Below are 23,239 nucleotides of genomic sequence, written 5' to 3'. Positions count from 1 at the left end.
ACGGATAAGGATGGACCAGGGAGGCTATCATGGCCGCGAAAACCACTCTCGAAATTGTGCGTTTGGACCCCAAGCCGGTGCAAGCTCCGTTACGCATACGGACGCCGTTTACACTCATCGGCCACGGCTTTGGTGAAGGTGTGGAGGTATATGTTTCTACTAAGGAGGACGGCAGCGACAGAGTTGACGTCGAAGTAGTCCCAGATGATTCGGCTACGAGCACTGACAAGGTATGGCCCGTCGTCGCCAAACCGGCGCTTGGCGCCAAGCTTACCGATACTACCAAAAAGCCACCCGACCCACCCTTGTGGGTTGTGATAAAACTGAATGGACAAAAGAGCGCCATCCAAGGATTTTTGATCGTCTGATTGTTGGAGAGCTCACATCAAACCGAGACGATGGTCCATGACTTGGCCGGCCGCTATCCTCATGCGCAGTCCGTCGCTGGCTGCAATCCGGGCCGTCCGGTGACATGTCCCGATGGGGCGCCGATTGCGCTCCATCAAAACTTCGTCTGACCCCATCAGCCCATACGTCGTGCTACGAAAATCACGACACCGGGCGATCTGAAACTTCAGGTCTACGCGGTGGAATTTGAAATTCCGAGCACCCACATGGACCTCTCGAAGATCAAGACGCTGATCGACTTTGTCGGACGATCGAATATTACCGAGCTGACCGTAACCGAAAAGGACGTGACGGTTCGGATTTTCCGCACGTCGCCGGGAGAGTCAGGTTCTGCCGAGTCCTGGCAAAAACCGGAATCGACCATAGGCCTCGTCTCCGATCCGCCTTCGAGCGCCAACAAAACCTCCCACGCGGTGAGGGCGCCCGTCTTCGGCGTTCTGCACCGGGCGTCGGCACCCGGCGAGCCGCCATTCGTCGCGATCGGCGATGCGGTGGAAGAGGGGCAAACCCTTTTCATCATCGAGGCGATGAAGGTCTTCAACACGATCGCTGCGCCGCGGTCCGGGCGCATCATCCACCTGACCGATATCGACAATGGCGAGGTCGAGACCGGCAACCTGCTGGCGGAGATCGCCTGATGCCGGAAACATCTGAGCAATCTGCCGCTTCAGGGCGCCGTTTCGACACCGTCCTCATCGCCAATCGCGGCGAGATCGCCGCCCGGATAGAGCGCGCCTGCCGCGAACTCGGCTTGAAGACGGTCGCCATCTGCTCCGAGGCGGACCGGCAGGCGCCCTACACCAAGACCGCCGACCATTTTCTCTGCATCGGCCCGTCGGCTGCGTGCAGGAGCTATCTCAATCAGGATGCCATTCTTCTCGCCGCCCGCCTGACCGGCGCGGGCGCCGTCCATCCCGGTTACGGCTTTCTGTCTGAGAACGCTGCATTCGCCGATGCCGTCGAAAAGGCCGGGCTCACCTTCATCGGCCCGACGGCTTCATCGATCGCGACCATGGGCGACAAGATCGCGGCAAAGCGGGCGATGATGGCGGCAGGCGTTCCCTGCGTTCCCGGTCCCGACAGCGCGCTGCCCGACGACCCGGCCGCAATCGAGCGCATTGCGCTGGAGATCGGCTATCCCGTCATCGTCAAGGCGTCAGGCGGCGGTGGCGGGCGCGGCATGCGCGTCGTGCTAAAGGCCGATCAGCTGCATGAAGCGATTGCGTTGACACGGGAAGAGGCGCGCAAGGCCTTCGGCTCGCCCGCGCTCTACATGGAGAAATTCTTAGAGCATCCGCGCCATATCGAGATCCAGGTCATTTGCGACGATCACGGCAATGCCGTGTGGCTCGGACATCGGGATTGCTCGATGCAGCGCCGCCATCAGAAAGTGGTGGAAGAGGCGCCGGCGCCCGGGATCGCGCCCGACATCATCCAACCGGTCGGCATGGCCTGCGTGCAGGCCTGCCGCCAGATCGGCTACCGCGGCGTCGGCACCTTCGAATTCCTCTATGAGGACGGCGCTTTCTATTTCATCGAAATGAACACGCGGCTTCAGGTCGAGCATCCCGTCACCGAACTGACGAGCGGGGTCGATATCGTCCAGGCGCAGATAAAGGCGGCCCAGGGCGACGTTCTGGATCTCGCCCAGGGCGATGTCACCTGCGAAGGCCACTCGTTTGAATGCCGGATCAACGCCGAGGATCCCGACACCTTCCTGCCGTCGGCAGGTGTCATCACGCATCTGGCTTTGCCGCAGGGGCCGGGCATCCGGGTCGATACGCATATTCATCCCGGTTACAGGGTCTCGCCCTATTACGACTCGCTGATCGCCAAGCTGATCGTCCACGCACCGACGCGTGCGAAAGCGATGGCCAGAATGTGCGAGGCGCTTGCCGGCATCGAGATCGAGGGCATCGCCACCAATGTCCCCTTCCTGCGCGCCCTGTTCGAGGACCACGCATTCGCGCGCGGTGAGACCGATATCCACTATCTCGAGCAATGGCTGAAGCTGAGGAGGACGGCGGCATGAGTGCCACCGATTTCAGCGATCCCGCAACGATTGCATTCCTCACCGACGCGCTGACGGCCGCCGGAGTGGCAGGCCTCGAAATCTCGCGGCCGGACGGGCAGATCCGCATCGTCATTTCAGGGGAGGGCGGCGCCCGGATCGGTTCGAGCGAAGCCACACCCCGCGCTTCGGGTTCTGCACCTGAAGTCGTGAAGGCGCCGCTGGCGGGGCATTTCTGCGCCGAACATCCGGCCGCAGTCACGCCCCAAACTCTGCCGCGCTCCGTATCCGCGGCCGACATCCTCGGCTTCGTCAGGGTGGGGCATGTGCTGCTTCCCCTTCGCGCCGGCCGTTCCGGTGTTTTGACCAGGCTGCTCGCCGAGCCCGGCGTGCTGGTCGGCTTCGGCGACCCTCTGTTCGAAATCGAGCTGCCATCATGATCGTCACGACGAACAGACATGCCTCGCAACACGAAATCGTTCCGGCCACCCAAAGCCGGGCGCGGGTTTCCTCGATCGGCGCCAGATCCTTTCTGCTCGAGGCGCCAGGCGATTTCGATCTCATCGCGCAGCGGCGGATCTGGGCACTGTCCCAGACGGTGAGAGGCTGGAGTGACCTTGCCGAAAATATTCCCGGGATGACCAACCTGCTGGTGATCTTCAAGGAGACGCCCGAAGATCCCGATGCGGTGGTCGCCCGGCTGCTGGAGGCATGGGAGAATGCGCAGAGCATCGATCTCGACGGCAAGACCATCGAGATCCCCGTCCATTACGGCGGCGAACATGCGACCGATCTTCCGGCTCTTTGCGATCTCTCGGGCTTAAGCGACCGCGAAGTCGTCCGCATCCATCATGAAGCCACCTATCGTGTCTTCGCCTTGGGCAGCGCGCCAGGTTTCGGCTATCTGCATGGCCTCGATCCGCGCATCTATATGCCGCGAAAGACCGTGCCGTCGCTGAAGATGGCGAAGGGCTGCGTGACCATCGGCGGCATGCAGACCGGCGTCGCCATGCTGACCGGCCCGAATGGCTGGAACTCCATCGGTTTCGCGACGCTTGACATGTTCGACCCAACCTCGCCGACCCCCGCGATGATGGCACCCGGAGATACGGTGCGGTTCCTGCCGGCAAGGATCGAGCTATGATCGAGATTTGCGAAAGCGGCCCTTTCAACACGGTGCAGGATCTCGGACGTCCCGGCTATCGCGACATCGGCGTATCGGCGAGCGGCGCGATGGACCCATTTGCGCTCAGGATCGGCAATATTCTCGTCGGCAATGACGAGAATGCGGCTGTGATCGAAGTGCAGACCTTTCCGTTCAGCGTACGTTTCGAGCGGCGCACCGTCTTTGCCGTGACCGGCGCCGACGGCCATATCAATCTCGACGGATCGGAACTCATTCCCTGGTGCGCCCATACGGCAGAGCCCGGACAGGTTCTCCAGTTGCAGCAGCCCCCGCGGCTGGCGCGCTCCTATATTTCGGTCGGAGGCGGGCTGGACATTCCTGTTGTCATGGGGTCGCGAAGCACGTCGCTGCGCGGCGGCTTCGGCGGCAATGCCGGCCGGCCTCTGGCGAAGGGCGATCGGATCGCAGTCGGCGAGGACGCGGAGATCGCCATGCTGCCGGCCATGGGCCTCGCCGTCGTCGAGCCGGCGGTGGCGCTGCGCGAGGTGTTCCCGGGACCCGTCGACGGCGCCTTGCCGATCCGCGCCCTGCCTGCCGGCGAGCATGATCTTTTCACCGGAGACGGCGAAGCCTTCTGGAGCCAGACCTGGAGGATTTCCTCCCGCAGCGACCGGACGGGTTACCGCCTGTCCGGCGAGTCGATCACGCCGACCGCCTCCATCGAGATGCGCTCCCATGGCGTCGTGCCCGGCGTCATTCAAGTTCCGCCGGGCGGCGAACCGATCGTGCAGATGAGCGAAGCGAACACCGCCGGCGGATATCCGAAGATTGCCGGCGTGATCGAGTGCGACCTCTGGCGGCTCGGGCAGGCCCGCATCGGCGCCCGCCTGAAATTCGTCCGGTCGACGCATGCGGAAGCGCGCGCGGTCGAACAGGCCGTCGCCCGCTATGTCGAGGATGTCAGGCAGACATCTCTCATGGTCAAGCGCGCCCTGAAGGCGATGGTCTAGAGCATGTCTCGCAAAAGTGTGCAGCGGTTTTGCGATAAAGACATGCGCAAACAAAGACCTAAAGCGTGACAAGCGGAATCTGAAAGATCGCGACACGCTTTAGATCGTGCCAGCAGAGAGCGGCCGTCAAAAGGAGGAACTGATGAAGATCGATCTGAATTCCGACATGGGCGAAGGATTTGGTCCCTACCGGCTGTGCGACGACGAAGCGATGATGAAAATCGTCTCGTCGGCCAATATCGCCTGCGGTTTCCACGGCGGCGACCCGGATACGATGGGGCGCATGGTGCGGCTGGCGAAACTGAACGGCGTCGGCATCGGCGCCCATCCCGGCCTGCCCGACCGGCTGGGTTTCGGCCGGCGCGAAATACCCTTTCAGGCAGACGAGCTTCGCCAGCAGATGCTCTACCAGCTCGGCGCCCTTGTGGCGATCGCCAGAGCCGAGCGCGTCGCCGTCTCCCATATCAGCTTCCATGCGGCCATGGGCAATATGGTCAACCGCGATCCTCTGCTGGCCAACCTGATGATGGATGCGATCGCCACCGTCGACGCCAATCTCGTCGTCTTCGTCACGTCAGGCAGCGAGATTGAGCAGGCGGCGAAACGCGCCCGCCTGAAGACACTGGCGCTTTTCCTTGCCGACCGGGCCTATGACGCCCACGGCAGGCTTGTCACGCGCGGCCTGCCGGGTGCGGTCATCAAGGATGAAGCCTCGGTGCGCGCCCGTGTTCGAAAATTCCTCCTCGACGGAAGCGTCGAGACCATCGACGGCGCCGTGATCGCCATGCCGGCGCGCTCCATCCTCGTTCACAGCGATACACCAGGCGCCCTCGAGATTGCCGGCATCGTGCGCGGCGAGATCGAAGCCACGGGCGCGACACTCGCTCCCGCCGCCGAACTCGCCGACTGACGCAATTCCGATCGCCTTCGGCGATCGACCACTTCAATCCCTTATCGAAGGACCATGCCGATGTCCGTCATCGCAGACCGCCTGAAAAATGTATCCATATCCGCCTCCGCCGCCATGACCCAGCGCGCCCGGGAATTGGCCGCCAAGGGGATCAAGGTCGTCAGCCTCTCCTCCGGCGAGCCGGATTTCCCCACCCCGGTACACGCGATCGAGGCGGCCCATGCCGCAGCGCTTGCCGGCGATACGAAATATCCGCCGATGGACGGCACGCCGGCGCTCAAATCCGCCATCATCAGGAAGTTCAAGCGCGACAACAATCTCGACTACGACGCCAGCCAGATCGTCGTCTCGGCCGGCGGCAAGCAGGTGATCTTCAACGCCATGCTGGCAACCTGCAATCCGGGCGACGAGGTCGTCATCCCCACGCCCTCCTGGGTCAGCTATGCCGACATCGTCAAATTCGCCGGCGGCGTCCCGGTTCCGGTCCCATGCCACGAGCAGGCCGGCTTCAAGCTGCGCGCCGAAGATCTGGAGGCGGCGATCACGCCGCGCACCAAATGGCTCTTCCTGAATTTTCCGAACAATCCGACTGGGGCAGCCTGCTCCCGGGCGGAGATGGCCGCCATTGTCGAAGTCATGCTGCGCCACCCCAATGTCTGGATCATGACCGACGACATCTACGAGCACCTCGTCTATGACGACTTCCAGTTCTGCACGATCGCGGAAGTCGAGCCGAGACTGTACGACCGCGTCCTGACGATGAACGGCGTCTCCAAGGCTTACGCGATGACCGGCTGGCGGCTCGGGTTTTGCGCCGGGCCGAAAGAGCTGATCTCCGCCGTCAGCAACGTCAACGGCCAAAACGGCGGCGGCATCGCGACGCTTACCCAGGCGGCGGCAACCGCGGCGCTCGACGGACCTCAGGACCTGCTGAAGGAGCGTGCGGCGATCTACAAGGAAAGACGCGACTTCGTCCTCGACAAATTGTCGGAGGTGGAAGGGCTGCGCTGCCATCGGCCCGAGGGCGCCTTCTATATCTATCCCAACATATCCGGGCTAATCGGCAAGACCAGCAAGGGCGGGCGCAAGATCGAGACCGACGTCGATTTCGTCATGGCGTTGGTGGACGAGCATCACGTCGCGACCGTGCAAGGCGCTGCTTACGGAATGAGCCCGTTCTTTCGCATTTCCTACGCGACAAGCATGGAAAAACTGGGCGAGGGCTGCGCGCGGATCGCCCAGTTCTGCAAGGATATGCACTGATCGATTTTAACCCTTCAGCCGCGCCGTCAGTTCGAGAAGGATGTCCCGGACGGCAAGCGCCGGCTCCGACAGGGGATTCTGGTCGGAAACGCAAAGCGACAGGGTTTCCTCGATCCGCGGCGAGACGAGCCGGCAAATCAGCGGCTCGCTCGATTCCGAGACGATGCGATCGGCGATGGCCTTCGGCATCATCGTCGCGCCGAGACCGCTGCCGACCGCGCGGGCGAGCGTGCGCACGATTTCGACTTCCGCCACGACCTTCAAATTGGTGCGCGTGCGGGTAAAGGCGGTATCGACCGCGCGGCGGACGAAATTATAGGCGGGCGGCAGGAGCAGCGGTATTCCGTCAAGCGTGTTGACCGGAACGGGTTTCGCATCGGCTTCGATGGCAAAGTCGCGATGGGCGACCAGGAAAAACTCTTCGCTGAGGATCGGTTCGAACCGCACGCCCTTGATCGGCCCGGTCCCATGCAGAAGCGCCATCTCCAGCCGGCCGTTCATGATCATCTGGCTATAGGTCTGTCCGACACTTTCGGTCAGATGCAGCAGAATACCGGGATGCCGTTTGCGGGTTTCCGCCAGCAGATCGACCGAGAGCGTCGCCGCGCTGCTGAACGGCACGAGGCCGACGGACACGCGCCCGGCAAGCGAATTGCCGGCTGCCGATGCATCGGCTTGCGCCTGCTCCATCTGCCGAAGGATGATCTGCGCATGGCGATATACCGCATGTCCGGCATCGGTCATGCTAACGCCCTGCTGGCTGCGGATCAGCAGCTTGTGGCCGAAATGTTCTTCCAGCGCCGCAAGCTGCTGGCTGAGAGCCGGCTGGGCGATATGCAAAAGATCCGCCGCTCGCGTGATGCTGCCGCTGTCGACGATCACGATGAAAGATTTGAGGCGTCTGATGTCCATGGGGATCGGGGTACCATTCTAATCTGCAGATGGCATGTTTGCAGAGGCGCATTGCTTTTGCAACGCGAGGCCGCCTGAAACGAGGCCGCGAGAGCATACCGGCATCGCCGCTTTCTCTTCTTCGGCAGACCGCGCCTGCTCCATAACCGTTGCTTATTGCTCCAGAGATAATCGGTCTTAGGCAAGGGGTTGAAGCTTCGCTACTGTCTCCATCAACAACAAGGGAACGACAATGCCATTCTCCGACTACAAGACCGCACTGGTGACCGGCGCATCCTCCGGGATCGGCGCAGCCGTGGTTGAGCGGCTCCGCCGGGAGAACATTGAGGTCCATGCCGTTGCCCGCAATGCCCAAGCCCTGCAGCAGTTGGCCGAGCGTACGGGCTGCATCGCCCACGCCATCGATGTGACCGACCGGCCGGCGATCGCCGAACTCGCGCGTCAGGTGGAATTCGACATTCTCGTCAACAATGCCGGCGTCGACCGGCCGAAGAAGTTCCTCGAAGCCGACGAGGGCGATATCGATCTCCTCGTCGACGTCAATCTCAGGGCGGTTCTGCACATCTGCCGCCTGGTCGTGCCGGGTATGGTGGCGCGCGACCGCGGCCACGTCATCAACATCTCGTCGATCGCCGGCGCCTATAATTTCGGCGGCAACTCCTCCTATCACGCCACCAAGGCCGGCGTGAGGATGCTGTCCAACCAGTTGCGCATCGACGCTTTCGGCAAGCGGGTGCGGGTCACCGAAATTTGCCCCGGCCGGGTCGCCACGGATATTTTCAATCACGTCCACGGCAATGATCCCAGCATCCGGGAACGGTTCATCGACGGTTTCGAACTGCCTGAAGCGACCGATATCGCCGACGCGATCGCCTTCGCCATCTCGGCTCCCGTCGCCGTCAACATCGGACATATGGAGATCACGCCGACGTTGCAGGTCATGGGCGGCCTGCAGACCGCAAGGCCGCAGCCGAAGACAGATCCATCCGGGGAGCCAACGCCGTGAGCGGTTTCGACCTTTCGGCAATTTTGGGAAATCCCGATTATGCCGCCATGCTGCTGCATGGCATCGAGATGACCTTCATCATCTATGCCGGATCCTGGTCGCTGGCGATGGCGCTGGCACTGCTGCTGCTCGGTATACGCCTGTCGCCCTTTCGCTTCGGCGATCCGTTGGTCGCCGCTTACGTATCCTATCACCGCAACGTCCCCACCCTGGTTCAGCTCATGCTGTGGTATTTCGGGATTTTCACCCTGATGCCGAACGGGGTGGCGACATGGCTCGCCAGCCACAATGCCGAGGCGATCTTCGCGGTGATCGGGCTCGGCCTCTGCCAGGCAGCCTATTTCAGCGAAGATCTTCGTTCGGGCGTGCGCTCGGTCGGTCCCGGCCAGATGGAGGCAGCCCGGGCGCTCGGCCACGGTTATGTCTCGGCGATGCGGTTCGTCATCATGCCGCAGGGGGTGCGCAACGCGCTGCCGCCGCTCATCAATCACAGCGTTTCCCTGTTCAAGAACAGCAGTCTCGCCGTCGTCATCGGCGCGTCGGAACTGACGCATGCCGTCAAGGAAATCGAAAATCTCAGCTTCCGCACCTTCGAGATCTACCTGATCGGCACGGTTCTCTATCTCTTCTTCTCGCTCGTGATCATGAGCATCGGCGCCTACCTCTCGATGCGCGCCGATCCTGCCAGGAGTGCGCGCGCATGATCCAGGACATGATCGCCATCGTCCGAGACTACTGGCTGCTGCTCTTGATCGGCCAATATCCGAACGGACCACTCGGCGGGCTCGCCAATACGCTGATCCTGTCGGCGCTCAGCATCACCCTCGCTTTTCCGGCCAGCATCCTCTTCGCCTTAGCGCGGCTTTCCAAGTCGCCGCTGCTGCGCTGGCCGGTCACGGCCCTTGTCTATTTCACCCGAGGCGTGCCGCTCCTGATGCTCATCCTGTGGAGCTACTTTCTGGTTCCGCTGCTGACCGGCGCCGACGTGCCGAGCTTCGTCACCATGCTGACGACGCTCGTGGTCTATCAAAGCGCCTTCCTCAGCGAAGTCGTTCGTGCCGGCATCGTCGCCCTCGGTCCCGGTCAGATGGATGCGGCACGCGCGCTCGGCCACGGTTACCTGGGCGCCATGCGCTACATCATCCTGCCGCAGGCGCTCTATAACATGATCCCGAGCATCCTCTCGACCTTCGTCTCGACGATCAAGGACACGACACTCGGCTATGTGATCAACGTGCCGGATCTGACCTTTGCGGCAAGCCAGGTCAACAATCGGCTGCTGACGCAGCCCTTCCAGGTCTTCCTTATCCTGGCGATCGTCTACTTCGCCATCTGCTGGACGCTGACCTACTTCGCAAATCGCCTCGAGCGGCGCATCACGCGGCGGCGCGCGGGACTTCTCAACGTCTCCGCCGCCGTGGTCACGCCGTCGAAAATCGTATCGGAGCAGCTATGACCATGTCCGTTTCAACGCAGGTATCGCAGATGATCCGGCTTTCGCAGGTCTGCAAGAGCTATGGCGACTATCCGGTTCTGAAGGACATCGACGCTGAGGTCGCCCGCGGCGAAGTCGTGGTCATCTGCGGACCGTCCGGTTCGGGGAAATCGACGCTGATCCGCACGATCAATCGCCTCGAGGAGATCAACAGCGGATCGATCACGCTCGACGGGCAGAACATTCACGCCTCCATGCGGGCAAAGGCCCTCAACGCGATGCGCAGCCGGATCGGCTTCGTATTTCAGAACTTCAACCTGTTTCCGCATCTCTCGGTGGCCGAAAACGTCTCGATGTCGCCGATCCGGGTGAAGGGCGTCGCGGCCGATGTCGCGCACGAAAAGGCGTTCAAGCTTCTCGACCGGGTCGGCCTTGCCGACAAGGCCCGCGCCTATCCCGGCCAGCTGTCGGGCGGCCAGCAGCAGCGGGTGGCGATCGCCCGGGCTCTTGCCATGGAACCGCCGGTGATGCTGTTCGACGAACCGACCAGCGCGCTCGATCCCGAAATGGTCGGCGAAGTGCTCGCCGTCATGAAGAGCCTGGCCTCCGAAGGCATGACGATGCTCTGCGTCACCCACGAAATGGGTTTCGCCCGCGATGTCGCCGATCGGATCTGGTTCATCGATGCCGGCCAGATCATCGAAACGGCGAGCCCCGAGGACTTCTTCAGCAATCCGACCCATCCCCGGGCTCAGCGTTTCCTCGCTGATCTCAGGCATTGATACCCAACCACCAAAAACAAAGGAGAACAGCAATGAACTGGAAATATCTAGGCCTCACCGTCGCGTTTGCCGGCCTGGCGGCCGCCTTGCCCGCGAAAGCCGATCAGCTCGACACCATCATGTCGGCAAAGACCCTGCGCTGCGCGACTTTCGCCGACGTTCCTCCCTTCGCTTCCCCGGATCCGAAGACCCGCGAAATGGCCGGTTTCGACGTCGATCTCTGCGGCGCCATCGCCAAGGAATTGGGCGTCAAGGCCGAGATCAAGCCGGTTTCCGTCGAGGCGCGCGTGCCCGAAGTCAAGCTCGGCCGCGTCGACATCACCGTTGCCAACCTTGCCTATACGCTGAGCCGCGCCGAGCAGATCCAGTTCAGCGATCCCTATTACCTCGCCAAGGAAATGCTGATCGTGCCGGCGGACGATGCCGGCAAGCAGAAGGCCGATTACGCCGGCCAGCGCCTCGCCTCGACCAAGGGCTCGACATCTGAGATGTCGATCAAGCTCAACAAATCCGACCCGCTGACATTCCAGGATACTGCTTCTGCCTATCTCGCCGTCCAGCAGGGCAAGGCGCGCGGCATGGTCGCCAACACCATGACGACGACCAAGTTCGTCAACGAATCGAAGAGCAAGGGCAAGGAAATGCGGATGATCGAGGAGCCGATGCTCTACCAGCCGATCGGCATCGGCATGGCCAAGGATCAGCCGGCCCTGACCGCCAAGGTCAACGAAATCCTCCACAAGCTCGACACCTCCGGCGAGATCAACAAGATCTGGGACAAGTGGCTCGGCCCGAATACCGAATACAAGATGACCCGTACCGATAAGGTCGTGCCGCTCACCGAGCTGAAGTTCGACCCGATCCCGTGAGGCCAGCCGGCCTCGACGTCCTCAAGTGACGATTTCCAACGAAATCAGACGGCGGGACATGCCCGCCGTCGACCAACGATGTGAGGCATCCATGATCCATATAAAAGATATCCCCGAACGGCCTGATAAAGCCGATATCGACGCCGTTTCCAAATTTTCCCCGGCGACGATCCACGAGGCTCAGGGCCGCCGAGGCGCGCTTTCCTCCCGCCTCAAGCCCGTCGACTACCGGATGAAACTGTGCGGTCCGGCCTTTACGGTCAAATGCGCGCCGCGCGACAACATCATGCTGCAGCTCGCCATCAACTATGCAAAGCCCGGCGATATCATCGTCGTCTCGGCGGGCGAGTACGAGGAGGCGGGGTCCTTCGGCGATGTGCTCGCCAATGCCTGCGTTGCCAAGGGCATCGGCGGCCTCGTCACCGACACCGGCGTGCGCGACACGCTGCAGCTTAGAGAACTCGGTTTCCCTGTCTTCTCGCTCAGCGTCTGCATCAAGGGCACGGTGAAGGAGACCATTGCGGCGGTGAACGACCCGATCATCGTCGGCGGCGAAACCATCAATCCAGGCGACATCATCGTCGGCGATGCCGACGGCCTGGTGGTCGTGCGCAGGGAGGAAGCGCAGGAAGCAGCCAGACTTTCGCAGGCCCGCGAAGATGCCGAAGCCGGCTATATCGCCGCCTACAAGGCAGGGAAATCGATCATCGAGGTCAGCAATCTGGCGCCGGTGCTGAAAGCCAAGGGTCTTGTCGTCGACATTTGACGGAGGAAGCAAAGGCACGCGCTCCAAGATCGGCCTGGACACTATTATGGACACATGTTCTATAAAGTGGACAGATTTGACGGGAGCGCGCCATGCATCTTTCCATGTGGACTTACCCTTGGGATATCCAGGATCAGGGGCTCGATACCTTTGCCGCCGAGCTGCGCGGTCGCGCCGGCCTCACGACGGTCAGCCTGGCAACCTCCTATCATGCCGGCCGCTTTCTCCAGCCGCGCAGTCCGCAGCAGAAGGCCTATTTTCCCGAAGACGGGACGGTCTATTTCAAGCCGGATGAAAGCCTGTGGCGGGACAAGCTGATTCGGCCGCTGATGGCCCGAAATGTGACCGAGCGCGGCGACATGCTGGAAGCGCTGATCCAGGCGCGGGAGGCGACGGGGCTCAAGGTTTCCTGCTGGACGGTCTGCCTCCACAATACCCGCCTCGGCATGCTGTATCCCGATCATGTGACGCGCAACGCCTTCGGCAATCCCAACTATTACAATCTCTGCCCCTCCAGCCCGGCGGCGCGCGCCTATGCCGTCACCCTTGTCCGCGACATCACCACGAACTATCGGCCCGACATGGTGGAACTCGAAAGCCCGAACTTCATGGGCTTCGCGCATGAATATCATCACGAGAAAGACGGCGTCGGCCTTAACCCCGAAGACGATTTCCTCCTGTCGCTCTGCTTCTGCGACCATTGCACGGCGCGCGCCGCAAAGGCCGGCGTGCCGGTCGAAGGTGCGCGCCGGACGGTGGCGCGCTTCATTGCGGAACTCTGCGAACGGGCCGTGCCGGAACGACAGTTCTCGGATTTCCCGGCAGCCGGCATCGATGCCTTCCGCGACCATCCCGATCTCTATGCCTATCTCGCCTGGCGCAGCGAACCGGTGACCAGCCTGATCGGCGAGATCGAGGCGGCGGCCGATCCGGCGACCCGCATCGTGCTCATCGATTTGAAGGACGGCTGGCTCGGCGGCGTCGATCTCTCGGCCGTCGGTGCGCTCTGCGACGGGGCGATCCTCTGCTGCTACGACATGGAGCCCAATGCCATCGGCGATGTCATCCGCGCCGGCCGGGCGGCACTCGGATCGGAAAAATTGCTCGGCATCGGCCTGCGCGTCTTCTATCCCGAGGTCGGTGAAGCCGCAGTGCTGGCGGCCCGCGCCAAGGCCGCCGTCGATGCCGGCGCCGATGGCGTGAACTTCTACAATTACGGCCTCATCCCGGCTAAGCGTCTCGACTGGGTCAAGGCGGCGGTCGGCGTCATCATCTAGAGCAATTCCAGGAAAAGTGCGAAGCGGTTTTCCGTCCGGAATTGCGTTAAAACAAAAGCTTAGAGCGGTTCTGCGCTTCCGTGAAAAGCTGAACCGCTCTAAGCAGCAATCGGTTCGGCGACCTGGATCAGGCAGTCCCCGGCCTGGCTGTCGCAATGCAGCCGGTGGGAAATGACGATGCCGTCCTCGGCAAAGCGCAGCTCTTCCTCCGGCTGCTCCAGCCGTTCCAGATCGTGATACCACCCGGCGAGATCGCCGGCCGAAACGGCGGCACCCAGGGGTGCGGCCGGCTCGAACCAGCCTCTACGGGTGGCATAGATGCCCTGGCTGTGCCGGGAGAGCGAGAGAAGCTGCAACGGCCCCGGCTCAGGCAGCGGTGCGCGGGAGAGGACCGGACGCCCGACGATGCCGAGCGTCACAAGCAGCCGGTCGATCGCCGCCGCCGTGAAGGCCATCGTCGCGGGCGTCACGGTTCCGCCGCCGCCGAACTCGCCGGAAAGACCGATGATGCCGGCCCTTGCCGCAGCCCCCATCGATGTCGGCGCCGCGGGGCCATTGTCGGCGATGAAGGCATGCGACGCGCCCATCGCCCGCATCAGCAAGACCGACCGCTCGAAGCGGGCGGCATGGGCCTGCCGCTCGATCAGCGTGCAGGGCAGATGCGCCATCGACGTGCCGCCCGAATGCAGGTCGAGCATGACGTCATGGCGCGGAAGGAGCTCGTATTCGAGGAAATGCGCCAGGCGCGCCGTCGGCGACCCCATGGGATCGCCGGGAAAGGCCCGGTTGAGGTTGCCGCCGTCGAAGGGCGAGCAGCGCTTGGCCGCCATCACCGCCGGCAGGTTCGCCATCGGCAAAATGGTGACGGCGCCGCGGATCTCAGTTATATCGAGCAGGCGCATCAACCGACCGAGCTGCAGTTCGCCCTCGTATTCGTCGCCATGATTGCCGGCCATCATCAGCAAGGACGGCCCGTCACCATTTCTGAGGCGAAGGATCGGAATGCGGATCTGATAGTAGGGCGAACGGTCGATCGAATAGGGGATGGCGAGATGGCCGGTCTGCCGGCCCTGGCGCGAAAAATCGATCGGATTGACGAGGCCGCTATGCATGATCTCTCCAGTGCGGGCGGTGGCCGCGCGGTTACAGCGCCGCGACCGCGGTCATTTCGACGCGCAGGTCCGGGTCGGCAAGGCGGGCTTCGGTGCAGGCGCGGGCCGGCGGGTTTTCGATATCGATCCAGCTGTCATAGACGCCGTTCATCGCCTCGAAATCGACGATCGCCGGCAGGAAGACGTTGACGGCGATGAGGCGCGAGCGATCGGTTCCGGCTTCCTTCAAAAGGGCGTCGATCTTGCCGAGCACGTCGCGGGTCTGCTCCTCGATATCCGCCTTGCGGTTTTCCGCGACCTGGCCGGCAATATAGACGAGACCGCCATAGCTGACGGCCTGGCTCATGCGCGAACCCTTCTGGTAACGCTGGATCATGCAGGTTTTCCTTTTCTCGCTCTTGAAGGGAAAATTCAGCCGAAGCTGGTCAGATAGGCCGCCGTCACCGAATGATCCGGGTCGAGGCCATAGAGGATCGCATGCCGGTCGAGGCAGGTGCAGGGATGCGAGATGCCGAACTCGATGACGTCGCCGACCGAGACGTCGCTGCCATCGGCAAGTCTTAGAAAGGCGTGCTGATCGTTGAGGCGGAAAACGTCGGCGGTTTCGAGATCGGTGAGATACGCGCCATTGCGATAGAGCGCCAAGGGCCGCGGCAGGCCCTGGTCCATCGCCACGTCGCGCATGCCCAGGCCTGCGATCGCAAGCCTTGGCTCCGGCCGGGAGAGAACCTCGGCCCAGGCCCTCAGCGCCGGGTGGAAACCGGCCGTCGCCGAAACCGTCTTATCGCCGATGCGCAAGCCGCCGCGCGCATCGAGGCCGGCAAGGCCGCGCTCATAGATGCCGTGATCATAAAGAAGATCGCGCCGCTGCGCAGCACGAGCCGGCAGGCTGGATCGGCGGCGACGGCAGCTGAGAGCCGCGCCACCACGATGTCGAAAAACACCGAACCGCCTGATGTAACGAGGAGCGGCCGTTCCCTGCCGATGCGGGCGCGGATCTTCGGCAGGAAATCGGCGGTCATCGCCATCAGCGCGTCGATGCGAAGCATCGTCTCTTCCGCATCGGCGGTGGCGGCCGCACCCTCATAGGCGGCGATGCCGGTCAGCCGGAAGGCCGGCGTCTCCACTGCCAGGATCGCGTCGAGAATTGCCGCCGCGGCTTCGGCGCTGCGGAGACCGGCGCGGCCGGCGCCGAATTCCACCATCAGGCCGAGAGGCGGCAGATCCGCACGCTCCTGCCATGCGGAGCGAAGCGCATCGACGAGCGCCGTCGAATCCACGAAGACATGGAACTCCGCATCCGGATAATGGCTGACGAGCGCCGCAAGCCGGCGGGCGGCGGCGGCCCCGCCGATTTCGTTGGCAAGGATCAGCCGGCGCTGCCCCGCCTTCAGCAGAACGGCGGCCTGGCGGATGTCGGCAACGGTCGTGCCCCAGGCGCCCGCCGCCAGAAGCGCCTCTGCCAGCGCCGTCGACATCGGGGTCTTGGCATGCGGCGCGATTTCGGCGCCATGGCTTTTCACATAAGCCATCATCAGTTCGACATTCCCGGCGAAGGCCTGCCGGTCGAGCGACATCAGCGGCAGCGCCATGCTGCCGTCATAGGGCTTCCACCCCTGCATTCCCACTACCGCAAGCGGCAGCGGCGGATGGCCCGGCGGAAAGCCGCGCACCCGCTCGTCGATCAGGACGTTTTCCGTCGCGCTATGAAGATCAGACATGGCGGCCTCTGGCGATCTCGGCCGGATCGGCCAAACCGAGGCGATAGGTGTCGTTGGCAGTGGCAAAGAACAAAGCGCGCTGCTCGTCGAGAGAGAGCTCGGCGGCAACCATACGGAAAACCCGATACACCTCGTCGAAAGAAGCGTGCAGGCCGGCGACCGGGAAGTCGCTCGCAAACATCGCACGTTCAGGGCCGAAACAATCGAGGCAATGTTCGATCACCGGCCGCAGGCTTTCGAGCGTCCATCCATGGTCATAGGCGACAAGGTCGGAAATCTTCACGCGCACGTTGGGCGCGCCGCCGAGCGCCCGCAGGCCGCGATGCCAGAGCGCCATGCCGTCCTCCGTCCGGTCGACGGGGCTGCCGCCGTGGTTGAGCACGAAAAGCGTTTCGGGAAAGGCCTGCACGAGATCGAGCGCCTCGGCCATCTGCCAGGGATAGAGCATCAGGTCGAAGACCAGCCCGAGCCGCGTGGCATGGGCAAGCCCCACGCGCCAGGCGGGATCGCCCATGCAATCCGGGCGCGGCGCAAAACGCTTCGCCGCATCGGGATGCCAGCTTAAAATATCGCGGATGCCGACGACGTTGCGGTTTTCCGCCTCCGCCTCGAGCAGGCGCGGGGCATCCGGCCCATCGAGGGGAACACGCGCGATATAACGATGCGCCACCCCGGAGCTGCGGTCGAGACCCTCCAGCCAGCGGCTCTCTTCCACCGGGTAGGCAACCGACCAGCCGGCCTCCACATGCACCGTCGCAACGACGTTCTGGCGCGCGGCATCGGCGCGATAATCGTCGATGCCGTAATCGCGCAGGATCGGCGCGAGGCTGCCGAACACCATCTCCCCGCCGGTAGCCCGCGCCTTTTGAAGCCAGGGATGGCGTTGCAGGCTGAGATCCCAGAGATGGTGATGCGGGTCGATCACCGGCCCGTTGTAGCGCTCGGTCATCTGCGCGCCTCGCGGCCCGAAACGAGCAGGAGGGCGAGGATCAGCGTGCCGAACATGATCGACCGCCAGCCGGGCGAGGCGTTGACGACGGTGATCAGCGCCGTCGTGGTGACGAGTAGGATCGCCCCCGGGATGGTGCCAGCATAGGTGCCGCGGCCGCCAAGGATGGAGGTGCCGCCGAGCACGACGGCGGCGATCGAGGTCAACAGATAGGGATCGCCGATGCCGACATAACCCTGCCGGTTCATGCCCAGCACCAGAATGCCCGCAAACCCGGCGAAGAAGCCGGACAGGGTATGGACGACCAGCGTATTGCGGGTGACGCTGACGCCGGAAAGCCGGGCGGCGAGCGGGTTTGCCCCGAGCGCCAGAAAGCGAGCGCCGATCGGCATGCGGTGGATCAGCAGCAAACGACGATCGAGACGGCGAGCCATAGCAGAATGCCCGAGGGAATGCCGAACGGCCGCGCCTGCCCGAGCAGGATGACGGCCGGATTGCTGACGGTGACGGCGCTGCCACCGGCGACGATGACGAGCAGCCCCTGCAGGAAGGTCGCCATGGCAAGTGTCATGATGATCGGCGGCACGCGAAGATAGGCAGCACCCGCGCCATTCATCAAGCCGATGCTGGTGGCGATGGCAAGGGCTGCCGCGATGCCGGCAAGGCCGGTCGGATCCCAGGCGGGCGAAATCAGCGGCAGCAGGATTGCCGTGACGGTGATGACAGCACCGACGGAAAGATCGATGCCGCCCATCAGGATGACGAGTGTCTGCCCTGCAGCGACGATGCCGATCACCGCGGCGAGTTCGAGCAGGTAGCGCAGATGGCCGTAGGCGCCGAACCCGCGCAGCGTGAAGCCTGCGACGATCCAGACGAGCGCGACCAGAAGAAAGGTCAGGAGCGGCGGATTGCGGAACGCGGATCGGATGATGTTCATCGCCTTGCCCTCCAACCCTTGAGAAGTTCCGGAACGGCGACCGCGCCGACAATGATCAATCCTTGAGCGACGTATTGCGCGACCGGCGGGAAGCCGAGGAAGAACATCACGTTGATCATCACCGAGAGCAGCAGGCTGCCGCAGATCGCGCCGCGCATCGTGCCCTTGCCGCCGAGGAAACCGACGCCGCCGAGCACGGCCGCAGCGATCGAGTTCAGCGTGAAGGGTGTGCCGATCACAGGATCGCCCGAGCCGGTCAGCGCCGCGACGAAAAGGCCGGTCAGCGCCGCAAGCAGACCGGAGAGCGCGAAGGCTGCAACCTTCACCCGTTCGACCGGAACACCGGAGCGGAATGCGCCGACCGGGTTGTCGCCGGCCGCATAGATGCCGAGGCCGAGCGGCGTTGCGAGAAAGGCTTTCCAGAGCGCCAGGATGACGAGAAGCAGCAGGAAGGCGACGGGCGTGTGGCCGGCAAGCGCCGTCGACAGCCAATCGGGAATGAATCCGCCCGGCCGCGGCAGCAGAATGAGCGCGACGCCGCTGATGATGAAGGAGCCGGCCAGCGTGACGATGATCGCCGGCAATCTCAGATGCGTCACGATGGCGCCGATGACGGCGCCGATCAAAAGGCCGGCGAGCGCGACAGCCAGAATGCCGCCCGGCACGCCGAGCACCCCTTGCATCGTCGTCGCCGCGATCACGGCGCCGAGGCTGACGAGCGGGCCGATCGCCAGCGTGATGCCGCCGTTCAGCATGAGCAGCGCCTGCGCCATGGTGACGAGCGCGAGCGGGAACCAGTTCTGCGTGAACTTGGAAAAGCCGCCGATCGAAAGAATGCCGGGAAAGAGCACCGCATAGAGGATGAGAAAGGCGGCGACGACGAGATATAGGCCGGCGAGGCCTCGGTTGCGGCGGAGCTGGATCGAGCCGTAGAGCCGGGATGATGAAATCGTGCTCATGCCGCCTCTCCCTGCGTCGCGGCCGCAATACCCATGGCCGCGCCGACGATCGCGCCTTCGCTGATCGTATCCTGCGACAGTGTTGCCGCGATGCGCCCCTCGCGCAGAACCACGACGCGGTCGCAGAGATGCACGAGTTCCGGCGTATCGGAACTGGCGAGAACGACGAGCCGTCCCTCGGCGGCGAAGGCGCGCAGCATCAGGTAAATCTCACGCTTGGTTTCGATGTCGACGCCGCGCGTCGGATCGTTGAGGAGCAGAATGGACGGATCGAGCGGCAGCCATTTAGCCAGCGCCACCTTCTGCTGGTTGCCGCCGGAAAGCGCCTGCACCGGGCGGGCCGTATCGCCCTTGATCGTCAGGCGACGCGCGAGATCGGCGACCAGGCTGCTTTCCGCCGTCAGCTCGCGCAATCCCTTGCGGGCAAGCCGTCCGAGCGAGGGCAGGATCAGATTGGAAGCGATGGAGTGGGGCAGCACCAGTCCCTCATGTTTGCGGTCGGCCGGCACATAGACGATGCCCGCCGCATTCGCCGCCCCGACATCTGCGGGCAGGCCGGGTTTTCCCGAGACCTCGGCCTGAGCGGCAGACGCGGCAATCGCGCCGTAGAGGCCGAGCAGCAGGTCTTCCTGGCCTTGCCCCACCAGCCCGCCGATGCCGACGATCTCGCCGGCGCGGGCGGAGAAGCCGATATGGCGCACCATGCCGGCGGAAAAATCTTCGACGCTGATGCGCATCACGCCGGGCCTGGCGGTTGGGCGCGGCGGGAACAGGTCGCCGGTCTCGCGGCCGACCATCAGGCGGACCAGCCCCTCGCCATCGATGCCGGAGAGCGACTGGTCGGCCGTGACGCCGCCATCCTTCAGCACCGTGACATGCGAGCAGAGCGCCTGCACCTCGTTGAGGCGGTGGGAAATATAAAGAAGTGCGGTGCCGCGGCCCTTGAGCGCCTCGATCAGCCGGGCAAGGATGCCGGCTTCGTGGGCGGAGAGCGACGAGGTCGGTTCGTCCAGAATGAGCACACGCGGATTGCGGAACAGCGCCTTGGCGATCTCCACCATCTGACGGCGACCGAGCGCGAGATCGGCGACCGGCATGTCGAGCGGTTCGGTGAGCCCGACCATGTCGCAGACCTCTCGCACGCCGCGATGCAGCGCTCGATAGTCGATGAGGCCGAACCGGCGCGGAAAGGCGCCGGTCCCGATGTTTTCGGCAATCGACAGGCTGGCCGTCAGGCTCAGCTCCTGTTGAACCACGGCGATGCCGGCCGCGCGCGCCGCCGCCGGGCTGAAACGCCCGACGGGCCTGTCGTCGACGAGGATGGAGCCGCTATCCGGCTGAAGGGCACCGGACAGGAGATTGATCAACGTCGACTTGCCGGCGCCGTTTTCGCCGAGCAGGGCGTGAACCCTGCCCGGCAGAAGGGCGATATCGACGCCCTTCAAAACGGGATTGCCGAAAAATCCCTTGAACACCTGCCGGGCTTGCAGCAGGGGCCTTTCTTCCGTCATGACGGTATCCTCAGCTAGGGATTACTTGGCCAGCAGCTTGTCGAAGAGCGCCTGGTCGTAATCCGAGTAGATATAGCCGTCGGCCGGGAACTTGTCGGCACGGGCGAGATAGCTGCCGATGGTGCTGTCGTCGATGACGGGCAGCGGCACCTTGACGAAAGCGGGCACGTCCTTGCCTTGCAGCGCCTGCACGGCGGTATAGACGGAAAGCGCACCGAGCCAGTTCGGCTGCATGGTCGCCCAGCCCTTCAGGCCTTTCTCCTTCCAGAGTTCCAGGAATTGCCGGGCGTTTTCGCCGGTCGTCGGCACCTGGTCGCGGCCCTGGCGCTCGAAGGCGAGGACGGAACCCGCAGACAGCGCGCCGCCGAGCGACAGCACGCCGTCGATTTCCGGATTGGCGAAGAGGAGGCTGGTCATCGCTTCCTGCGCGGGTGCGACGTTATATTCCGTGTTCGTCTCGGTGATCACCTTAAGACCCGGATTGGCATCGAGGACCGGCTGGGCGCCCTTGCGGCGATCATCGCTCACCGAAATGCCGGCCGGGCCGTTCATGATGATGATCTTGCCCTTGCCGCCGAGCTGGCTGACCATCCACTTGGCAGCGGTCGCGCCCCATTCGTTGGAATCGGTATTGATCTTCGCCGTCACCTTGTCGGTGTTGACCAGGCTGTCGAAATTGACGACGGCGATGCCCTTGTCGCAGGCATCCGAAATGACGCGATCGAGGGCGTTGGAGGAGCCGGCAATGACGACGATGGCGTCGACATTGGCGTCGATCATCGACTGAATATGCTGGATCTGCGTCTGGGCATTGCCCTGCGCGTCGGTAATCATCAGGTCCTTCACAAGACCCGCTTTCTTCAGCTCTTCCACCTCGGCCGTGATCGTGCCTTCGGTCTGCTTCATCCAGGTCGGCACCGAATAGATGTTCGCCCAGCCGATCGTATAGGGCGCTTTCCTGTCGCCCTTGATGCAATTGGCGGCGGCCGAAGCCGTGCCGGTGGAAAAGACGAGGAGGGCTGCCGCGGCGGCGGCACCCGCCAGAAGGCGGCGGCGCAGTGACGCGGAAATGCTGTTTTCAGAATTCTTCATGTCGATCCCCTTTTTTGTGCGGCAGCCTTGACGGCTTACCATCTATGTCCAATATATCGTACATGTGATCTATATACCGGACGAGGCGATCTTATGCCGATTTTTCTACCTCGCAAGTGGGGGAGAAAAATTTCATTCGCGATTGAATGACGGCGTCGATTGACAGATGCGGCAGACGGCTTGAAAAGCTTGGCCGGGCAAAGAATGAGGACCGATAGCGATGGATGCAGTTCAGGACGAAGCAGCCGGCAAGCGCGCCCGAGGGCTCGACCGCGCCTTCGAGATCCTCGATTTCCTGCGCCAGAAACGGCAGGCCTTGAAGCCGAACGAAATCGCCGCCCAGATCGGCGCGCCGCGCTCGTCGGTGTACGAGCTCGTCAACCTGCTGCTGAGCAATGGCATTCTCGAATTCACCGGCGGCGAGGGGCGCGTCTACCTCGGCCGCAAACTCTATTTCCTCGGCGCCGCCTATGAGAACCATTTCGATTTCACCCGCGAATGCGAGGCAACGCTGGAACAGCTTGCCGACGAGACGCGGGAGACGGCACAGTTCTGCATGCTGGATGGAAACAGATATACGGTCGTACGCATGCGCGAAGGCGCTCGGCCCTTCCGCATTTCGACGGATGTCGGCCAGTCGGTGCCGATCCCGTGGACGGCGTCGGGCCGCCTGCTCGTCGCGCATCTGTCGGATCAGGACATCCTGAATTTCATTCCGTCGCAGGATTTCCGTCTGCCGGGCGGTGAATGGCTGGAGCCTCAGACCTTCATCGCCGAGGTACGCCAGGCCGAGCGGGAAGGCTTCTTCACCTTCAACAGCATCGTCGACAGCTTCACCCATTGTTTTGCCGTGCCGGTGCGCGGCGAGGAAGGTCACGCCGCCGCAACGCTCTGCCTCGTCACTCCACGCGACGACGGCATCGCAAACCGGGAGCGCTATCTCGACTGTCTGAAGAAGGCCGCCGCCGGCCTGGAGCATGCCCCGGCCCGGCCCAAACGAGGCTGACGCCACAAATCATTGTCACGCTGAAGCAGGACACCGCTCGCCGACCTGTCCGACGTGAAAAGCATTAAGATCGCAGCGAGACATACTCTTGTTGGCCGCCGCGATCGCCGATTTCCAGATTCAAGCCAATCCCGCAAAACTATTCACGCTTCCTCCTAAATTATGAAATGCAGTTTC

The 23,239-nt window shown here is 63.3% G+C and carries 23 protein-coding genes and 2 pseudogenes; 16 read left to right on the top strand and 9 right to left on the bottom strand.

The annotated features are described in order from the left end of the window. Window positions 1–29: 29 nt before the first annotated feature. The 8 genes from ACS4RS_RS28340 to ACS4RS_RS28305 all read left to right on the top strand — a co-directional run bounded on the left by ACS4RS_RS28340 (window position 30) and on the right by ACS4RS_RS28305 (window position 6,728). Window positions 30–368, top strand: a complete 339-nt coding sequence (locus ACS4RS_RS28340) for a hypothetical protein (protein ID WP_439012692.1) — start codon at window positions 30–32, stop codon at window positions 366–368. 246 nt (window positions 369–614) lie between these two features. After that, on the top strand, window positions 615–1,046 hold the full coding sequence (locus ACS4RS_RS28335) for a biotin/lipoyl-containing protein (protein ID WP_439012691.1): 432 nt from the start codon (window positions 615–617) through the stop codon (window positions 1,044–1,046). Then, a complete protein-coding gene (gene accC / locus ACS4RS_RS28330) occupies window positions 1,046–2,440 on the top strand; it encodes an acetyl-CoA carboxylase biotin carboxylase subunit (protein WP_439012690.1) in 1,395 nt (464 codons plus the stop codon). The genes ACS4RS_RS28335 and accC overlap by 1 nt, the downstream gene beginning before the upstream one ends. After that, window positions 2,437–2,859 (top strand): acetyl-CoA carboxylase biotin carboxyl carrier protein, encoded by a 423-nt coding sequence (locus ACS4RS_RS28325; RefSeq protein WP_449314063.1) that lies wholly within the window; start codon window positions 2,437–2,439, stop codon window positions 2,857–2,859. The genes accC and ACS4RS_RS28325 overlap by 4 nt, the downstream gene beginning before the upstream one ends. After that, window positions 2,856–3,563: a 5-oxoprolinase subunit PxpB gene (gene pxpB / locus ACS4RS_RS28320; protein WP_439012689.1), complete on the top strand. Its 708-nt coding sequence runs from the start codon at window positions 2,856–2,858 to the stop codon at window positions 3,561–3,563. The genes ACS4RS_RS28325 and pxpB overlap by 4 nt, the downstream gene beginning before the upstream one ends. Further along, window positions 3,560–4,555: a 5-oxoprolinase/urea amidolyase family protein gene (locus tag ACS4RS_RS28315; protein WP_439012688.1), complete on the top strand. Its 996-nt coding sequence runs from the start codon at window positions 3,560–3,562 to the stop codon at window positions 4,553–4,555. Before pxpB ends, ACS4RS_RS28315 begins: the two co-directional genes overlap by 4 nt. Window positions 4,556–4,697: 142 nt before the next feature. After that, on the top strand, window positions 4,698–5,465 hold the full coding sequence (locus ACS4RS_RS28310; RefSeq protein WP_439012687.1) for a 5-oxoprolinase subunit PxpA: 768 nt from the start codon (window positions 4,698–4,700) through the stop codon (window positions 5,463–5,465). Window positions 5,466–5,525: 60 nt separating this feature from the next. Next, on the top strand, window positions 5,526–6,728 hold the full coding sequence (locus ACS4RS_RS28305; protein ID WP_439012686.1) for an aminotransferase class I/II-fold pyridoxal phosphate-dependent enzyme: 1,203 nt from the start codon (window positions 5,526–5,528) through the stop codon (window positions 6,726–6,728). 6 nt (window positions 6,729–6,734) lie between these two features. Here the strand turns inward: ACS4RS_RS28305 and nac are convergent, their stop codons facing one another. Beyond that, window positions 6,735–7,640: a nitrogen assimilation transcriptional regulator NAC gene (gene nac, locus ACS4RS_RS28300; protein WP_439012685.1), complete on the bottom strand. Its 906-nt coding sequence runs from the start codon at window positions 7,638–7,640 to the stop codon at window positions 6,735–6,737. Window positions 7,641–7,872: 232 nt separating this feature from the next. Here nac and ACS4RS_RS28295 point away from each other — a divergent pair, with 232 nt between their 5' ends. The 7 genes from ACS4RS_RS28295 to ACS4RS_RS28265 all read left to right on the top strand — a co-directional run bounded on the left by ACS4RS_RS28295 (window position 7,873) and on the right by ACS4RS_RS28265 (window position 13,775). Next, window positions 7,873–8,646, top strand: coding sequence for an SDR family oxidoreductase (locus ACS4RS_RS28295; protein ID WP_449314062.1), 774 nt, complete (start codon window positions 7,873–7,875; stop codon window positions 8,644–8,646). Beyond that, on the top strand, window positions 8,643–9,350 hold the full coding sequence (locus tag ACS4RS_RS28290) for an amino acid ABC transporter permease (protein WP_116409558.1): 708 nt from the start codon (window positions 8,643–8,645) through the stop codon (window positions 9,348–9,350). Before ACS4RS_RS28295 ends, ACS4RS_RS28290 begins: the two co-directional genes overlap by 4 nt. Beyond that, window positions 9,347–10,102 (top strand): amino acid ABC transporter permease, encoded by a 756-nt coding sequence (locus tag ACS4RS_RS28285; protein ID WP_449314061.1) that lies wholly within the window; start codon window positions 9,347–9,349, stop codon window positions 10,100–10,102. The genes ACS4RS_RS28290 and ACS4RS_RS28285 overlap by 4 nt, the downstream gene beginning before the upstream one ends. Next, the gene (locus ACS4RS_RS28280; protein ID WP_439012684.1) at window positions 10,099–10,863 is read left to right on the top strand and encodes an ATP-binding cassette domain-containing protein; all 765 of its coding nucleotides are present in this window, start codon (window positions 10,099–10,101) and stop codon (window positions 10,861–10,863) included. The genes ACS4RS_RS28285 and ACS4RS_RS28280 overlap by 4 nt, the downstream gene beginning before the upstream one ends. 32 nt (window positions 10,864–10,895) lie before the next feature. Beyond that, window positions 10,896–11,732, top strand: a complete 837-nt coding sequence (locus ACS4RS_RS28275) for an ABC transporter substrate-binding protein (RefSeq protein WP_439012683.1) — start codon at window positions 10,896–10,898, stop codon at window positions 11,730–11,732. A 91-nt stretch (window positions 11,733–11,823) separates the two neighbouring features. Beyond that, window positions 11,824–12,498, top strand: coding sequence for a 4-carboxy-4-hydroxy-2-oxoadipate aldolase/oxaloacetate decarboxylase (locus ACS4RS_RS28270; protein WP_439012682.1), 675 nt, complete (start codon window positions 11,824–11,826; stop codon window positions 12,496–12,498). Between the two features lie 92 nt (window positions 12,499–12,590). Further along, window positions 12,591–13,775, top strand: a complete 1,185-nt coding sequence (locus ACS4RS_RS28265; protein ID WP_439012681.1) for a hypothetical protein — start codon at window positions 12,591–12,593, stop codon at window positions 13,773–13,775. A gap of 98 nt (window positions 13,776–13,873) precedes the next feature. On the opposite strand, the gene ACS4RS_RS28260 is transcribed toward ACS4RS_RS28265, so the two are convergent. The 8 genes and pseudogenes from ACS4RS_RS28260 to ACS4RS_RS28225 all read right to left on the bottom strand — a co-directional run bounded on the left by ACS4RS_RS28260 (window position 13,874) and on the right by ACS4RS_RS28225 (window position 22,056). Then, on the bottom strand, window positions 13,874–14,887 hold the full coding sequence (locus tag ACS4RS_RS28260; protein WP_439012680.1) for a succinylglutamate desuccinylase/aspartoacylase family protein: 1,014 nt from the start codon (window positions 14,885–14,887) through the stop codon (window positions 13,874–13,876). 31 nt (window positions 14,888–14,918) lie between these two features. Continuing rightward, window positions 14,919–15,263 (bottom strand): RidA family protein, encoded by a 345-nt coding sequence (locus tag ACS4RS_RS28255; RefSeq protein ID WP_439012679.1) that lies wholly within the window; start codon window positions 15,261–15,263, stop codon window positions 14,919–14,921. Window positions 15,264–15,298: 35 nt separating this feature from the next. After that, window positions 15,299–16,608 (bottom strand): annotated as a pseudogene (locus ACS4RS_RS28250) (alanine racemase). Further along, on the bottom strand, window positions 16,601–17,557 hold the full coding sequence (locus ACS4RS_RS28245; protein ID WP_439012678.1) for an amidohydrolase family protein: 957 nt from the start codon (window positions 17,555–17,557) through the stop codon (window positions 16,601–16,603). The pseudogene ACS4RS_RS28250 and the gene ACS4RS_RS28245 overlap by 8 nt, the downstream one beginning before the upstream one ends. Beyond that, window positions 17,554–18,494 (bottom strand): annotated as a pseudogene (locus ACS4RS_RS28240) (ABC transporter permease). The gene ACS4RS_RS28245 and the pseudogene ACS4RS_RS28240 overlap by 4 nt, the downstream one beginning before the upstream one ends. Then, on the bottom strand, window positions 18,491–19,453 hold the full coding sequence (locus ACS4RS_RS28235; protein ID WP_439012677.1) for an ABC transporter permease subunit: 963 nt from the start codon (window positions 19,451–19,453) through the stop codon (window positions 18,491–18,493). The pseudogene ACS4RS_RS28240 and the gene ACS4RS_RS28235 overlap by 4 nt, the downstream one beginning before the upstream one ends. Then, a complete protein-coding gene (locus ACS4RS_RS28230) occupies window positions 19,450–20,964 on the bottom strand; it encodes an ATP-binding cassette domain-containing protein (protein ID WP_439012676.1) in 1,515 nt (504 codons plus the stop codon). Before ACS4RS_RS28230 ends, ACS4RS_RS28235 begins: the two co-directional genes overlap by 4 nt. Before the next feature lie 21 nt (window positions 20,965–20,985). Continuing rightward, entirely contained in the window at window positions 20,986–22,056 is a 1,071-nt protein-coding gene (locus tag ACS4RS_RS28225; protein ID WP_439012675.1) for an ABC transporter substrate-binding protein, read from the bottom strand. A 220-nt stretch (window positions 22,057–22,276) separates the two neighbouring features. Between ACS4RS_RS28225 and ACS4RS_RS28220 the strand changes: the two genes are divergently transcribed. Next, the gene (locus ACS4RS_RS28220; RefSeq protein ID WP_439012674.1) at window positions 22,277–23,062 is read left to right on the top strand and encodes an IclR family transcriptional regulator domain-containing protein; all 786 of its coding nucleotides are present in this window, start codon (window positions 22,277–22,279) and stop codon (window positions 23,060–23,062) included. Window positions 23,063–23,239: the final 177 nt, after the last annotated feature.

The organism is Rhizobium sp. F40D2, assembly GCF_051810745.2.
GTDB lineage: Bacteria > Pseudomonadota > Alphaproteobacteria > Rhizobiales > Rhizobiaceae > Rhizobium.
Note: the sequence above shows the minus strand (reverse complement) of the source record. Positions and strands in the feature narration are given on the sequence as shown.

Bases quoted from the DNA above. Each gene is read 5' to 3' on its own strand.
- ACS4RS_RS28340 (WP_439012692.1), top strand. From the start codon at position 30: ATGGCCGCGAAAACCACTCTCGAAATTGTGCGTTTGGACCCCAAGCCG.
- ACS4RS_RS28335 (WP_439012691.1), top strand. From the start codon at position 615: ATGGACCTCTCGAAGATCAAGACGCTGATCGACTTTGTCGGACGATCG.
- accC (WP_439012690.1), top strand. From the start codon at position 1,046: ATGCCGGAAACATCTGAGCAATCTGCCGCTTCAGGGCGCCGTTTCGAC.
- ACS4RS_RS28325 (WP_449314063.1), top strand. From the start codon at position 2,437: ATGAGTGCCACCGATTTCAGCGATCCCGCAACGATTGCATTCCTCACC.
- pxpB (WP_439012689.1), top strand. From the start codon at position 2,856: ATGATCGTCACGACGAACAGACATGCCTCGCAACACGAAATCGTTCCG.
- ACS4RS_RS28315 (WP_439012688.1), top strand. From the start codon at position 3,560: ATGATCGAGATTTGCGAAAGCGGCCCTTTCAACACGGTGCAGGATCTC.
- ACS4RS_RS28310 (WP_439012687.1), top strand. From the start codon at position 4,698: ATGAAGATCGATCTGAATTCCGACATGGGCGAAGGATTTGGTCCCTAC.
- ACS4RS_RS28305 (WP_439012686.1), top strand. From the start codon at position 5,526: ATGTCCGTCATCGCAGACCGCCTGAAAAATGTATCCATATCCGCCTCC.
- nac (WP_439012685.1), bottom strand. From the start codon at position 7,640: ATGGACATCAGACGCCTCAAATCTTTCATCGTGATCGTCGACAGCGGC.
- ACS4RS_RS28295 (WP_449314062.1), top strand. From the start codon at position 7,873: ATGCCATTCTCCGACTACAAGACCGCACTGGTGACCGGCGCATCCTCC.
- ACS4RS_RS28285 (WP_449314061.1), top strand. From the start codon at position 9,347: ATGATCCAGGACATGATCGCCATCGTCCGAGACTACTGGCTGCTGCTC.
- ACS4RS_RS28280 (WP_439012684.1), top strand. From the start codon at position 10,099: ATGACCATGTCCGTTTCAACGCAGGTATCGCAGATGATCCGGCTTTCG.
- ACS4RS_RS28275 (WP_439012683.1), top strand. From the start codon at position 10,896: ATGAACTGGAAATATCTAGGCCTCACCGTCGCGTTTGCCGGCCTGGCG.
- ACS4RS_RS28270 (WP_439012682.1), top strand. From the start codon at position 11,824: ATGATCCATATAAAAGATATCCCCGAACGGCCTGATAAAGCCGATATC.
- ACS4RS_RS28265 (WP_439012681.1), top strand. From the start codon at position 12,591: ATGCATCTTTCCATGTGGACTTACCCTTGGGATATCCAGGATCAGGGG.
- ACS4RS_RS28260 (WP_439012680.1), bottom strand. From the start codon at position 14,887: ATGCATAGCGGCCTCGTCAATCCGATCGATTTTTCGCGCCAGGGCCGG.
- ACS4RS_RS28255 (WP_439012679.1), bottom strand. From the start codon at position 15,263: ATGATCCAGCGTTACCAGAAGGGTTCGCGCATGAGCCAGGCCGTCAGC.
- ACS4RS_RS28245 (WP_439012678.1), bottom strand. From the start codon at position 17,557: ATGACCGAGCGCTACAACGGGCCGGTGATCGACCCGCATCACCATCTC.
- ACS4RS_RS28235 (WP_439012677.1), bottom strand. From the start codon at position 19,453: ATGAGCACGATTTCATCATCCCGGCTCTACGGCTCGATCCAGCTCCGC.
- ACS4RS_RS28230 (WP_439012676.1), bottom strand. From the start codon at position 20,964: ATGACGGAAGAAAGGCCCCTGCTGCAAGCCCGGCAGGTGTTCAAGGGA.
- ACS4RS_RS28225 (WP_439012675.1), bottom strand. From the start codon at position 22,056: ATGAAGAATTCTGAAAACAGCATTTCCGCGTCACTGCGCCGCCGCCTT.
- ACS4RS_RS28220 (WP_439012674.1), top strand. From the start codon at position 22,277: ATGGATGCAGTTCAGGACGAAGCAGCCGGCAAGCGCGCCCGAGGGCTC.